This is a genomic window from Kitasatospora sp. NPDC094015 (assembly GCF_040304075.1).
In the GTDB taxonomy this organism is placed as follows: domain Bacteria; phylum Actinomycetota; class Actinomycetes; order Streptomycetales; family Streptomycetaceae; genus Kitasatospora.
Genome location: NZ_JBEOUL010000003.1, coordinates 260,433 through 273,550, shown reverse-complemented (window position 1 = coordinate 273,550; position 13,118 = coordinate 260,433). Strand labels below are relative to the sequence as shown.

At 73.0% G+C, this 13,118-nt stretch carries 13 protein-coding genes; 9 read left to right on the top strand and 4 right to left on the bottom strand.

What is annotated here, in order from left to right; genetic code table 11:
- Positions 1 to 13: 13 nt before the first annotated feature.
- Positions 14 to 1,657: an MFS transporter gene (locus ABT014_RS05515; protein WP_350637330.1), complete on the bottom strand. Its 1,644-nt coding sequence runs from the start codon at positions 1,655 to 1,657 to the stop codon at positions 14 to 16.
- 239 nt (positions 1,658 to 1,896) lie between these two features.
- On the bottom strand, positions 1,897 to 2,100 hold the full coding sequence (locus ABT014_RS05510; RefSeq protein WP_003998944.1) for a cold-shock protein: 204 nt from the start codon (positions 2,098 to 2,100) through the stop codon (positions 1,897 to 1,899).
- 347 nt (positions 2,101 to 2,447) lie between these two features.
- Between ABT014_RS05510 and ABT014_RS05505 the strand changes: the two genes are divergently transcribed.
- The 8 genes from ABT014_RS05505 to ABT014_RS05470 all read left to right on the top strand — a co-directional run bounded on the left by ABT014_RS05505 (position 2,448) and on the right by ABT014_RS05470 (position 10,595).
- On the top strand, positions 2,448 to 3,329 hold the full coding sequence (locus ABT014_RS05505) for a menaquinone biosynthetic enzyme MqnA/MqnD family protein (RefSeq protein WP_350637329.1): 882 nt from the start codon (positions 2,448 to 2,450) through the stop codon (positions 3,327 to 3,329).
- A 132-nt stretch (positions 3,330 to 3,461) separates the two neighbouring features.
- A complete protein-coding gene (locus tag ABT014_RS05500; protein WP_350637328.1) occupies positions 3,462 to 5,084 on the top strand; it encodes a serine/threonine-protein kinase in 1,623 nt (540 codons plus the stop codon).
- A 146-nt stretch (positions 5,085 to 5,230) separates the two neighbouring features.
- Positions 5,231 to 6,463 carry a cyclic dehypoxanthinyl futalosine synthase gene (mqnC, locus tag ABT014_RS05495; protein ID WP_350637327.1) on the top strand — a complete coding sequence of 411 codons (1,233 nt, stop codon included), beginning with the start codon at positions 5,231 to 5,233 and terminating at the stop codon, positions 6,461 to 6,463.
- Positions 6,463 to 7,110, top strand: coding sequence for a hypothetical protein (locus ABT014_RS05490; protein ID WP_350637326.1), 648 nt, complete (start codon positions 6,463 to 6,465; stop codon positions 7,108 to 7,110). Before mqnC ends, ABT014_RS05490 begins: the two co-directional genes overlap by 1 nt.
- A gap of 154 nt (positions 7,111 to 7,264) precedes the next feature.
- Positions 7,265 to 7,870: a hypothetical protein gene (locus ABT014_RS05485; protein WP_350637325.1), complete on the top strand. Its 606-nt coding sequence runs from the start codon at positions 7,265 to 7,267 to the stop codon at positions 7,868 to 7,870.
- A gap of 143 nt (positions 7,871 to 8,013) precedes the next feature.
- Positions 8,014 to 8,706, top strand: a complete 693-nt coding sequence (locus ABT014_RS05480; RefSeq protein ID WP_350637324.1) for a demethylmenaquinone methyltransferase — start codon at positions 8,014 to 8,016, stop codon at positions 8,704 to 8,706.
- Between the two features lie 76 nt (positions 8,707 to 8,782).
- The gene (locus ABT014_RS05475; RefSeq protein WP_350637323.1) at positions 8,783 to 10,093 is read left to right on the top strand and encodes a geranylgeranyl reductase family protein; all 1,311 of its coding nucleotides are present in this window, start codon (positions 8,783 to 8,785) and stop codon (positions 10,091 to 10,093) included.
- Positions 10,094 to 10,163: 70 nt separating this feature from the next.
- Positions 10,164 to 10,595, top strand: coding sequence for a GNAT family N-acetyltransferase (locus ABT014_RS05470; RefSeq protein WP_350637322.1), 432 nt, complete (start codon positions 10,164 to 10,166; stop codon positions 10,593 to 10,595).
- A gap of 44 nt (positions 10,596 to 10,639) precedes the next feature.
- On the opposite strand, the gene ABT014_RS05465 is transcribed toward ABT014_RS05470, so the two are convergent.
- Positions 10,640 to 11,143, bottom strand: coding sequence for a GNAT family N-acetyltransferase (locus ABT014_RS05465; RefSeq protein WP_350637478.1), 504 nt, complete (start codon positions 11,141 to 11,143; stop codon positions 10,640 to 10,642).
- A gap of 342 nt (positions 11,144 to 11,485) precedes the next feature.
- The gene (locus ABT014_RS05460) at positions 11,486 to 12,145 is read right to left on the bottom strand and encodes a peptidylprolyl isomerase (RefSeq protein WP_350637321.1); all 660 of its coding nucleotides are present in this window, start codon (positions 12,143 to 12,145) and stop codon (positions 11,486 to 11,488) included.
- Positions 12,146 to 12,685: 540 nt separating this feature from the next.
- Here ABT014_RS05460 and ABT014_RS05455 point away from each other — a divergent pair.
- Positions 12,686 to 13,045: an NADH-quinone oxidoreductase subunit A gene (locus ABT014_RS05455; protein ID WP_033822576.1), complete on the top strand. Its 360-nt coding sequence runs from the start codon at positions 12,686 to 12,688 to the stop codon at positions 13,043 to 13,045.
- Positions 13,046 to 13,118 lie beyond the last annotated feature (73 nt).

Genomic DNA, 13,118 nt, shown 5'->3' with positions numbered 1-13,118 from the left:
CGGTGCGGGTTCCTCAACCGGCCGGGGAGCGGGGCGGGGTGGTCGGGATCCGCTGGGTGCAGAACAGCGCGAGGACCGCGGCGAGGGCGAGCACGGCGAGCGCCGCGCGCAGCCCGTCGAGGCGGGCGGCGGCATTGGCGTCGAGGGCCGCGGCGGTCACCTCAGGACCGGTGCCGGCCCGTTCGAGGGCCTCGGTGAGCTGGGCGTCCGACAGGAACGGCACGCCGCTCTCCAGTTGGACGGTGGCCCGGCTGGTCACCTCGGGCGGCACCGCCGGGTTCTGCGCGATGCCGCTGAGGAAGGAGCTGGTCAGCGCCGCGATCATGATGGAGCCGGCCAGCGCGGTGCCGATCGAGGCGCCGAGGTTGGTGACGGCGTTCTGCACCCCGCCCACCTCGGCGCTCTGCTCGTCCGGCACCGCCGACACGGTGACCGCGCCGAGCTGGGAGGCCAGTGCGCCCATGCCGAGCCCGATCAGCAGCAGCGGCACGGTGACCACCTCGGCGCCCGCGTCCGCGTCGAGCAGGGCCAGCAGCACCACCGCGCCCGCCAGCAGCGCGAGCACCCCAAGGCGCACCACCCGGCGCGGCGAGGCGTCCGGCAGCAGGCGCGGGATCAGCACCGCGGCGGCCAGCAGGGTGAGCGAGAGCGGCAGGATGCGTGCCCCGGTGGCCAGCGCGGACAGGCCGAGCGCCACCGACAGGTACAGCGGGACGACGAAGAACACGCCCATCTGCACCAGGTACTGGAAGAAGAACATCGTCAGACCGCCGGTGAGCTGCCGGTTCGCCAGCAGCGCCGGGTCCACCAGTGGCTGCGCCCCGCGCGCCGTCAGCCGGGCCTCCCAGCGCAGGAACAGCCAGAGCAGCAGCAGCCCCGCCAGCACCAGCCACACCACCAACGAGATCCCCAGCCAGGCGGGCGCGTCGGGCTTCGGACGGAACCAGCCCCATTCGCCCGAACGGAGGATGCCGAGCACCAGGACGCCCAGCCCGAGGGCGGAGAGCAGCGTGCCGACCAGGTCGAGCCGCGGCCGTTCACCGGCGGGCGCGTCGGCGATCCGGCGGGCCAGCAGCAGGATGCCGAGCACCAGCACCACCTCGCCGGCGAACACCCAGCGCCAGGAGAAGTAGGTGGTCGCCAGGCCGCCGATCAGCGGTCCCAGCGCGATCGCCACCGCCCCCGCGGCGGCGACCAGCCCGTACGCGGCCGGCCGGCGCTCCGGTGCGAAGTTGCCGGCCACCAGGGCCACGATCGCGGGCAGGATCAGCGCCGCCCCGATGCCCTCCAGGAAGGCCCAGCCCACCAGCAGCACCGGGAGGTTCGGGGCGAGTGCGGTGGTGGCCGAACCGCAGCCGTAGATCACCGAACCGATCATGAAGGCGCGCCGGCGGCCGATGATCGCGCCGACCTTGCCGCCGGGGATCATGAACATCGCCATCACCAGCGTGTAGGCGGTGATGGCGCCCTGGATCCCCGTCACGGTGGTGCCCACGTCGTCGGCGACGGTCGCGATCGAGACGTTCATGACCGAGCTGTCCAGGGCCATCAGGAACTGACCGGACGCCAGGGCCAGCAGGACCACCCGTCCTGCCGCCGTGCCCGCCGCACCCGCCGTGCCCGCCGTGCCCGCCGCACCGCCCGTACCGCTCGCCATGGCGCCATGGTCCCCGCATTCGAGCGGGTCCGCGCGTCGACCTGCCGCCGGCACGACGGCCGGATCCCGACCCCGGGCGGCGGGCTCCCGGGACAACAGGCAGGGGGCCCGCCAGGTCCGGAAGAACCGGACCGGGGCGGGCCCCCTTGGTACTGCTCGTCATGCTCTTACCAGCGGCTGATCAGGGCCGCCGACAGACCCACACGGGGTCCAGAGCGATCAGATCATCAGAGGATGGATCAGACAGGGGTGACGTTCTCCGCCTGCGGGCCCTTCGGACCCTGGGTGACGTCGAAGCTGACCGCCTGGTTCTCCTCCAGCGAGCGGAAGCCGCTCGCGTTGATGGCGGAGTAGTGGACGAAGACGTCGGGGCCGCCGCCCTCCTGGGCGATGAAGCCGAAGCCCTTCTCGGCGTTGAACCACTTGACGGTTCCGGTCGCCATACCGTTCTCCTTGCGAGCGACGTAGCGGGCACCACACCTTGTGGCACCCGGTCCGCTGCGCTGATCGCCCCGCCTCCGGAGTGGGTCCGGAGTTTTTCGCACAGTGCTCAATCAGTGCTCAATTGATGCTGGTGAAAAATTACAAAAAGCCTGCGGTTACATGCTCCGCAGGCTCCAAGTACTGCAAGGGGAATCAAACTGCAACTGTGTGGAACCGTAGCACGCGGGGGCTGCCCCGACCAGGGGTCTCCGAAAGCCGTACGCGGTGTGTCGGCCACCGGGTGCGAGGCCTTCCGTAAGGCGGGCATACCCTGCCAGCAGAGTACGAACAGCAGAGGGAGCACGCGGTGACCGGTACGGACGCAGGCGGCCCGGCGGCGGTAAGGCCGCGGGTCGGACACATTCAGTTCCTCAACTGCCTCCCCCTCTACTGGGGCCTGGCCCGGACCGGAAACCTGCTCGATCTCGACCTGACCAAGGACACCCCGGAGAAGCTCAGCGACCAGCTGGTGAACGGCGCCCTGGACATCGGCCCGATCACCTGCGTGGAGTACCTGCGCAACGCCGACCGGCTGGTGGTGCTGCCGGACATCGCGGTCGGCAGCGACGGCCCGGTGATGTCCTGCGTCATCGTCAGCAAGGTGCCGCTGGCCGAGCTGGACGGCCGGCCGGTCGCCCTCGGCTCCACCAGCCGGACCTCGGTGCGGCTGGCCCGGCTGCTGCTGGAGGAGCGCGAAGGGGTCCGCCCCGAGTACTTCGGCTGCCCGCCCGACCTGGACGCGATGCTGGCCCGGGCGGACGCCGCCGTGCTGATCGGCGACCCGGCGCTGCGCGCCTCGCTGGAGCAGGCGCCCACCCAGGGGCTGGCCGTGCACGACCTCGGCGCGATGTGGAAGGAGTGGACCGGGCTGCCGTTCGTCTTCGCCGTCTGGGCCGCCCGCCGCGAGTACGCCGACCGGCACCCGGAGACGGTGGCCGCCGTGCACCGCGCCTTCCTGGAGTCCCGGGACCTCTCGCTGGCCGAGGCCGGCAAGGTGGCTGCCCAGGCCGCCCGCTGGGAGTCCTTCGACGCCCCGTTGCTGGAGAGGTACTTCAGCGAGGCGCTGGACTTCTCGCTGGGCGGGCGCCAGCTGGCCGGGATCGCCGAGTTCGCCCGCCGGGTGGCCGCCGACAGCGGCTTCGCGCCGGACGTGGCGATCGGCCTGCTGGAGCCCGCGCCGGTCGGCTGAGCCTCTGACCGGGCCGCCGCCGGCCGGCCGAGCCCCTGACCGGGCCCCCGCCGGCCGGTAGGGTCTGGGCTGCTGCGGCAGCAGCCTGACGGGCCGCCGGATGCCGCGCGGACCGACACGAGGGGACGGGCCATGGAGCCGCTGGCGGCGGACGATCCGCGACAGATCGGCGCGTACCGGCTGCTGCGCCGGCTCGGGGCCGGCGGCATGGGCCGGGTCTACCTCGGCCGCACCGCGGGCGGCCGGACGGTCGCGGTCAAGGTGGTGCGCCCCGAGCTGGCCGACGACCCGGAGTTCCGCGCCCGGTTCCGTCAGGAGGTGTCGGCCGCCCGGCTGGTGGGCGGCGCCCGCACGGCGCCGGTGCTGGACGCCGACACCGAGGGGCCGCAGCCCTGGGTGGCCACCGGTTACGTGGCCGGGCCCGCGCTGGGCGTCGCGGTCCGCCGCTTCGGGCCGCTGCCCGGCCCCGCCGTGCACCTGCTCGGCGCCGACCTGGCCGGGGCGCTGGCCCACGTGCACACGCTCGGCCTGGTGCACCGGGACGTCAAACCCTCCAACGTGCTGCTCGCCCTGGACGGGCCGCGCCTGATCGACTTCGGCATCTCCCGGGCGCTGGACGGCGCCGCGGAGCTGACCCGGTCCGGATTCGTGGTCGGCTCGCCCGGCTTCATGTCGCCGGAGCAGGCGGCGGGCGCCCGCAGCGGCCCGGCCTCGGACGTCTTCTCGCTCGGCGCGGTGCTCGCCTACGCGGCCACCGGGACGGCCCCGTTCGGCGAGGGCGTCAGCGCGGCCGTCCTGCTCTACCGGGTGCTGCACGAGGAGCCCGACCTCGACGGCGTGCCGGACGGGCTGCGCGCGGTGGTCGGCGAGTGCCTGGCCAAGCGGCCCGAGGACCGGCCGGCCCCCGGCGCCCTGCGGGAGCGGCTGCTGGCCGCCGGGGTGCCCGACCCGGCGGACGGCGGCTGGCTGCCGCCCGCGCTCTCGGCGGCGGTCGGCCGCAGCGCGGTCGAACTCCTCGACCTGGAGGGCGAAGCGGCCGGGCAGGCCGCCGCCCCCGGGGACCGGCACCCCACCGAACTGGACGGCCCGCGGACCACCGGCCGCCCGCCCGGCGGCACCCCGGCCACCGGAACCGGCGGGAGCGGCAGGCGCCGCCGGCCCCTGGTGGCGGCGGCCGCCGTCCTGGTCGCCGCGGTGATCGGGGCGGCGCTGTGGATCCAGAGCCTGCCGGACGGCGGCGCGCACCGGAGCCAGGACGGCGCTGCGGCCTCGGCGGCCTCCTCGGGCGGGCCGGCCACCGCCGCCACCCCCGCCGGCACGGCCGGCACCCCGGCCGCCCGGACCTCCTCCGACGGTCCGGCCTCCCCCGCGGCGAGCGGCGGCGCCGCGTTGCCGGCCGGCTACCTCGGCACCTGGAAGGGGCCGATCACCACCCAGATCGTGCCGCTCGCCAGCGACTTCGAGGTCGAGCTGACGGCCGGACGGGTCGGCGAGAAGGTCGGCCGCACCAGCAACGCGTCCCGGCTGAGCAGCACCGTCTGCCACGGCGAGCTGACCCTGCTCTCGGCGGCGGCCGACCGGATCGTGGTGCAGGAGCGCCCGGCACCGGGGGACGGGGCGGGGTGCACCGGCACGCCGGAGAAGCAGACCTACACGCTCACCGACGCCCGCACCCTGCACCTTCAGGTCAGCGAGGCACCGCTGGGCTCCGACCCGTCCGGTGACCTGACCGCGCAGGGCGCGCCCCGCCCGTAGCCCACCCTCGGCAGAGCGCCTCCGGCGCGCGGCGCAAGCCCGGACGGCGGTGCGGGCGAGGGCTCGGCGGGGGGCGCGGAGGGCTGGCGTAGGCTGGTTCGGTCATGTCGGCCGGCGCCCCCGCACCGGCGGAGGCGACCCGATGGATGGACAGAAAGAAGGCCCGCCAGGTGTCCGAGCAGACCCTTTCCGCGACCGACCTGCAGGCCGTTCTGGACCGCGCGGCGGGCGGTGGCCGGATCACCCCGGAGGAGGCGCTGGAGCTCTACCGCTCGGCGCCGCTGCACGCGCTCGGCTCGGCCGCGGACGCGGTGCGCCGCCGCCGCTACGCGGGCGTCGAGCACATCGCGACGTACATCATCGAGCGCAACATCAACTACACCAACGTCTGCGTGACGGCCTGCAAGTTCTGCGCCTTCTACGTACCGCCGAAGAGCGACAAGGGCTGGTCCCGCGACCTCGACGAGATCCTGCGCCGGTGCGCCGAGACGGTCGAACTGGGCGGCACCCAGATCATGTTCCAGGGCGGCCACCACCCGGACTACGGCGTCGAGTACTACGAGCGCGCCTTCTCCGCGATCAAGGCGGACTTCCCGCAGCTGGTGATCCACTCGCTGGGCGCCTCCGAGGTCGAGCACATGGCCCGGCTCTCCGGGGTCTCCGTCGAGGAGGCGATCACCCGGATCAACCGGGCCGGCCTGGACTCCTTCGCCGGTGCCGGCGCCGAGCTGCTGCCGGCCCGGCCGCGGAAGGCGATCGCCCCGCTCAAGGAGTCCGGCGAGCGCTGGCTGGAGATCATGGAGACGGCGCACGGGCTGGGCGTCGAGTCCACCTCGACCATGCTGATGGGCACCGGCGAGACCAACGCCGAGCGGATCGAGCACCTGCGCATGATCCGCGACGTGCAGGACCGCACCGGCGGCTTCCGCGCCTTCATCCCGTACACCTACCAGCCGCAGAACAACCACCTCAAGGGCTCCACCCAGGCGACCGTCTTCGAGTACCTGCGGATGATCGCCATCGCCCGGCTGTTCCTCGACAACATCGCCCACATCCAGGGCTCCTGGCTGACCACCGGCAAGGAGGCCGGCCAGCTGTCGCTGCACTACGGCGCCGACGACCTGGGCTCGGTCATGCTGGAGGAGAACGTGGTCTCGATGGCCGGCGCCAAGCACCGGTCGAACCTGACCGAGCTGATCCACCTGATCCGGGCGGCCGACCGGGTGCCGGCCCAGCGCTCCACCACCTACCAGCACCTGCGGGTGCTGGACGACCCGGCGAACGACCCGGTCGACCCGCGGGTGGCCTCGCACATCGCCTCCACCGCGCTGGACGGCGGCACCGCCCACCCCGAGCTGAAGATCCTCTCCGCCAGCTGATGCTGACCCTGCACCGGGCCGCCCTGCTGGTGCCCGACCCGGCCGATCCCGCCGCCCCGCCGATCCCCGACGGGGCGGTGCTGGTGGACGGCGCCGTGGTGGCGGCCCTCGGGCCGTACCAGGACCTGGCCGGCTCCGGTGCGCGGGTCCGGGACTGGGGCGGCCTGCTGCTGCCCGGCCTGCGCAACCCGTCGGGGCGCCGGCTGCTGGAACGCGCCTACCACCCGGACCCGCGGGAGGACCTCGGCGAGGAACCGCTGCTGATCGAGGTCGACCCGGAGCGCCGCGGCGGCAGTGCCCGGCGCGGGCTGCAGCGGATGCTGGCCTTCGGGACCACCGCGGTGGCCGGCCCGTTCGAACTGCCGGCGGTCCGCACCGCCGTCGCCCGCTCCGGGCTGACCGTGCTGCCCGGGGCGGCGGGACCGGGCGACGACGTGGACGGCGACGTGGACGGCAGCAGTCCGGGCGGCCTCGACCCGCTGGCCTCCGGGAGCCCCGCCGACCTGGTGCACCGTGCACTGACGGTCGGTGCGGCGGCGGACTTCGCGGTCTTCGACGCGCCCTCGGTGGCGGCGCTGGCCGAGCGTGGCGCAGGCTGCTGCGTGGCCACCGTGCTGGGCGGACGGCTGCTGTACCGCCGGCGGTGACGGGCCGTGAATTTCCCGCCATGGGGTGGCCGGAAACCATCTCGGACGTGGTGATCCTCATATCGAATGATCAGGCGTCACCGTGACCTGAGGGCCCGCCAGCGGTTACGATCCCGGTCAGCCACTCAGGTGACGGCAGCCAGGACAGGGAACCATGCAATCCGCGACCGCCCCCCGACCGAACGGGTCGTTCGGCCCAGCGGCTCGGCCACGGCTCGGCCGGGGCTGGTACCTCGTCGCCGTCCTGAGCGCGGTGCTCGCCCTCGGGCTCTGCCTGCTCGGCTGGCGCCAGGCCGACCAGGCCGACCGGATCGCCGCCCACCCCGTCCGGGTCGACGGCACCGTCACCCAGCTGCCCGGCGGCAGCGGCACCTACAGCCAGGTCCGCTACCAGGCCGGCGGCCGCCAACTGCTCGCCGCCGACCTCTGGCTCCCCGAGGACGCCCGGGTCGGCGAGACCATCTGCCTGGAGCACGCTGCCGACGACCCCGGCGCGGTCCGGGTCTGCGGCGAGCGCTACCCGCAGCCGGTCGGCGTCGGACTGGCCCGTACCAGCGTGCCGATCGCCCTGCTGCTGTGCGCGGGCTGCGTGGTCCGGATCTGGCGCCACCGGCGGGCCAACCCGGCGCGCCGCGGCGATTCCCGGGTGCGCGCCACGGTCGCGCTGGCGGCCGAGGCGCTCGGCGACGGGATGCCCGCCATCACGCACGGCAAGCGCTCCCGCCGGCGCCGCAAGGGCGGCCGACGCGCCGCCCGCTGACCGGCGCACACCGGCGCCCGGAGGGATCGGCCCGCGCCCGCCGGTTGCGTCGGTGTGCGGAGCGCCTGCCCGGGCCACCGCGCGCCGCACCCGGGGACACCCCGTCTGCCGTCCCACCCGGAGCAAGGTGAACAATGGGTGCCGTGACCCGAGCCTCCCTGGACAAGCAGCCGCACGAAGTCGCCGCGATGTTCGACGACGTCGCGGCCAAGTACGACCGGACCAACGACGTCCTCTCCCTCGGCCAGACCCGCCTGTGGCGCCGCGCCGTGGCCGAGGCGATCGGTGCCGGACCGGGGCAGCGGATCCTCGACCTGGGTGCCGGCACCGGCACCTCCTCGCTGCCCTTCGCCGAGTCCGGCGCCGAGGTGGTCCCCTGCGACTTCTCGCTCGGGATGCTCACCGAGGGCAAGCGCCGCCACCCCGAGCTGGCGCTGACGGCCGGCGACGCCACCAGGCTGCCGTTCGCCGACGGGGTCTTCGACGCCGTCACCATCTCCTTCGCGCTGCGCAACGTGCAGGACACCGACGAGGCGCTGAGCGAGCTGTACCGGGTCACCAAGCCCGGCGGCAAGCTGGTGATCTGCGAGTTCTCCACCCCGACCTGGACGCCGCTGCGCACGGTCTACACCGAGTACCTGATGCGGGCGCTGCCGCCGGTCGCCACCGCGGTCAGCAGCAACCCGGACGCCTACGTCTACCTGGCCGAGTCGATCCGCTCCTGGCCCGACCAGCCCGCGCTGGCCGGCAAGATCCAGCAGGCCGGCTGGTCGAAGGTCGCCTGGCGCAACCTGACCGGTGGCATCGTCGCCCTGCACCGGGGCTTCAAGGTCTGACAACTAGACTGCTGCGGGCGTCCGCAGCCCAGCCGGACCGAGCCCCCACACCGCCGTTCGCAGGAGAGTGCCAGTCGTGACCACCGACACCGCGACCGATCTGACGAAGCCGGACAGCCCCGTGGAGAGCACCGCGGACGTCATCGTGGTCGGCGCCGGCCCGGCGGGCGCCACCACCGCGTACTACCTGGCCCAGGCCGGGCTGGACGTGCTGCTGCTGGAGAAGACCGAGTTCCCGCGCGACAAGGTCTGCGGCGACGGCCTGACCCCGCGCGCCACCAAGCAGCTGGTGGACATGGGCATCGACGTCTCCACCGGCAACGGCTGGCTGCACAACAAGGGCCTGCGGATCATCGGCGGCGGGGTCCGGCTGGAGCTGGACTGGCCCGAGCTGGCCTCCTTCCCGGACTACGGCCTGGTCCGCAAGCGGGCCGACTTCGACGAGCTGCTGGCCCGTCAGGCGCAGAAGGCCGGCGCCCGGCTGGTCGAGCGGTGCAACGTCACCGGCCCGGTGCTGGACGAGCGGACCGGCCGGATCACCGGGGTCACCGCCAAGCTGGGCGAGGAGAAGCGGGCGGTGGTCTACCGGGCCCCGCTGGTGGTCGCCGCGGACGGCAACTCCACCCGGCTCTCGGTCGCGATGGGGCTGCACCGCAAGGAGGACCGTCCGATGGGCGTCGCCTACCGGACGTACTTCACCTCGCCCCGGCACGACGACGACTTCCTGGAGTCCTGGCTGGAGCTGCGGGACCCGCGCAAGAAGGACGAGCTGCTGCCCGGCTACGGGTGGATCTTCGGGATGGGCGACGGCACCTCCAACGTCGGCCTCGGCATCCTCAACTCCTCGCCGGCCTTCGGCAACCTCAACTGGCCCGAGGTGCTCACCACCTGGTGCTCCGGGATGCCCGAGGAGTGGGGCTACACGCCGGAGAACATGACCGAGAAGATCCGCGGCGCGGCGCTGCCGATGGCCTTCAACCGGCAGCCGCACTACACCCGCGGCCTGCTGCTGGTCGGCGACGCGGGTGGCATGGTCAACCCGTTCAACGGCGAGGGCATCGCCTATGCGATGGAATCCGGCCAGATCGCGGCGGGCGTCATCGTCCAGGCCGCGGCCCGGATCACCGACGCCGGGCGCGAGCGGGTGCTGCACAGCTACCCGCAGGTGCTCAAGGACACCTACGGCGGCTACTACACGCTCGGCCGGGCGTTCGTGAAGCTGCTGGGCAGCCCGAAGGTGATGAAGCTCGCCACCGAGCGCGGCCTGACCCACCCGCTGCTGATGAAGTTCACCCTCAAGCTGCTGGCGAACCTGACCGACCCGCAGGGCGGCGACGCGATGGACCGCCTGATCAACGGCCTCACCAAGGTCGCGCCGAACGCCTGACCCGCACCGGCCCCGGGCCGGGCCAGGATTTCGCTGGCCCGGCCCGGGGCCGCGGTGCTTGGATCCGGGCATGGACACCAACCTGCCGGACGGCTACGAGATCTCCACCGACCCGGACCGCCTGGACGCCGCACTCATCCACCGCTGGCTCTCCGAGGACGCCTACTGGGCCCTCGGCCGCCCCCGGGAGAAGCAGGACCGGGCGATCGCCAACTCGCTCAACTTCGGCGTCTACGAGCGCAGCTCGGGGGCCCAGCTCGGCTACGCCCGGGTGGTCACCGACCTGGCCACCTTCGGCTGGCTGTGCGACGTCTACGTCGCGCCCGGCGCGCGCGGCCGGGGCCTCGGGACAGCGCTGGCCGGCGCGGTCCGCGACCACCTCGCCGAGTACGGGCTGCGGCGCCTCATGCTGGCCACCGCCGACGCCCACGAGGTCTACGCGAAGGCCGGGTTCGAGCCGCTGGCCAAGCCGGACAAGTGGATGCTGCTCGGCGAGCAGTAGCGACCGGTGGCGAGCACCGGCGGGCCGAGGCGCGGGCGCGGCGGTCAGGACTCCCAGCGGCGCTCGCCGTCGTACCAGCGGTCGGTCGGGCTCAGCCCGAGGGCGGTGGCGACCGCCGCCGAGGCGTGGTGGTCGGGGTGGATGTGCGCGACCAGGGTGTCGACCTGGCCGGCCGTCAGCTCGACGGCGACCGCGCGGGCCGCCTCGACCGCGATGCCGCGGCCCTGCCACGGGGTGCCGACCACCCAGGCCAGCTCGGCGGTGCGGCCGGTGACGGTGGCCTGCACGTAGCCGGTCAGGCGGTGGTCGGCGCGTAGCCGTACCACCCAGTTGTGCCAGCTGGTGCCGGGCTCGGGGGAGCCGGCGGCCAACCGGCGGTAGCGGGCCCGCAGTTCCTCGGCCGTCGAGGGGGCGCCCCCGGTGAAGGCGTGCAGCGCGGGGTCGGCGAGCACGGCGGCCATCTCCTGGGCGTGGTCCTCGCGCAGCGGGACGAGGTCGAGCCGGTCGGTCGTGGTGATGCCGAGCGAGCGCCGCTCGACGTACGCCATCCGCTCCTCGAAGACCTGCCGGGCGTCCGGGGTGAGGGTGCGCAGCGCGACCAGGGCGGCGAAGACCACGTCGCACAGTTCGTGCTGGACGTCCTGCCAGCTGTGGGTGACCCCCTTGCGCGGGTTCTGGCCGGTGGCGCCGATGACGGCCTGGCCGACCTCGCCGACCTCCTCGGTGAGCTTGAGGATCCGCAGCAGCTTCTCGTCGCCGGCCGGCAGCCGGCTCTCCCGGTCCAGCCAGGTGACCAGTTCGTCGACGGTCTGCCAGGTGGCGCGGTCCATGGGCTCGGCTCCCGTACGGCGAGGGGGTGGGCCCCCACCGTACGGGATGCCGTGCCGCGGTCAGCCCTTGGTGATCTTGACGTTGCGGATGTCGGTGCGCAGCGCCGGGTAGCCGTCGCCGGGGCCGTTCTGGTCGTCCTCGCCCGCCGCGGCGATCTTCTGCAGCACGTCCAGGCCGCCGGTGACCTGGCCGAACGGGGTGTAGGCGGGGGAGAGCTTGGTGTCCTTCCAGACGAAGAAGAACTGGCTGCCGTTGGTGTCGGGGCCGGCGTTGGCCATCGCCACGGTGCCGGCCGGGTAGGTCGCGCCGGTGAGGTTCTCGTCCGGGAACGAGTAGCCCGGGCCGCCGCTGCCGGTGCCGGTGGGGTCGCCGCACTGCAGCACGAAGATCCGCTGGGTGGTGAGCCGGTGGCAGTGGGTCCGGTCGAAGTAGTCGTGCTCGGCGAGGAAGCGGAACGAGAAGGTGGTGCACGGGGCCTGGGCGGTCAGCGCCTTGAAGGTGATGTCGCCCTGCTTGGTCCGCAGCGTCGCCCGGTAGGGCTTGGCCGCCTTGACCGCGTCGAAGACCGGGATGCCCTTGAAGTTGTCGGCGGGGACGGCCGGTGTGTACGTGCAGCCGACCTGGAGCGCGGGGGCCGCCGAGGCGGCCTGCACGGTGGTCGCCAGGGTGAGCGGGACGGTGGCGGCGGCCAGCAGCAGGGCCCAGTGCTTGCGCTTCACGTGCGGAACCTCCGGAGGGGGAGCGGATCTGGTGGCATGGACGTGTCACTCGTGGGACGAGTCATCCATGCCCGCTCCGGCGGGCGCTACTCCCGCCGATCGGGGCCGGTTCGTGCGCTTGTGAACGAAGGGTCAAGCGGACGCACCGGGCCGGCCACTCTCGCGGGTGAGGACCTATAACACGTCAACCTGAGGTGACCGAAATTTGCCTCGGGCGATGGTGGATTGATATAGGCGGAGGCCGCTGACCTGTCGGTTCACCGTTGAATGCGACTGATTGTGCCCATTTGCCTCCGCTGTGTTGATAGTTCGCGACTTGATCGTCTACGGGTGCCTTTGCGAGGTGTCGCAGATCACAAAGATCGTCTGGAACTGCGTGTCGCAGATCACAAGCCGACGGGCATAGGATGCGCTCGATCCAGGCTTTGTGAACTGCCTCACATGAGTTGGATCTCAGGAAGTGGATCACGGGTTCACCTGGGGTGATCCCGCGGTTCCGATCTGCAGTCAAGGACGACTGGACGGAGGGAGCGGGGGCTTATGAATGCCTACGCGCCGATCCTCGTACTCGGTGCCATCGCGGCGGCGTTCGCGGTCGGCTCCGTCACGATGGCCTCACTGACCGGCCCCAAGCGGTACAACCGGGCCAAGTTGGAGGCGTACGAGTGCGGCATCGAGCCGACCCCGCAGCCCGTGGGCGGCGGTCGGTTCCCGATCAAGTACTACCTGACGGCGATGCTCTTCATCGTCTTCGACATCGAGATCGTCTTCCTCTACCCGTGGGCGGTCAGCTTCGACGCCCTGGGGATCTTCGGGCTGGTCGAGATGCTGCTCTTCATCGCCACCGTCTTCGTCGCGTACGCCTACGTGTGGCGCCGCGGCGGTCTGGAGTGGGACTGACCGGGCCGGCCTTGTGAACCGGCGCGCAAGGTGAACGGGCGTCATCGCCACCGGACTTGGATCGCATTGAGAG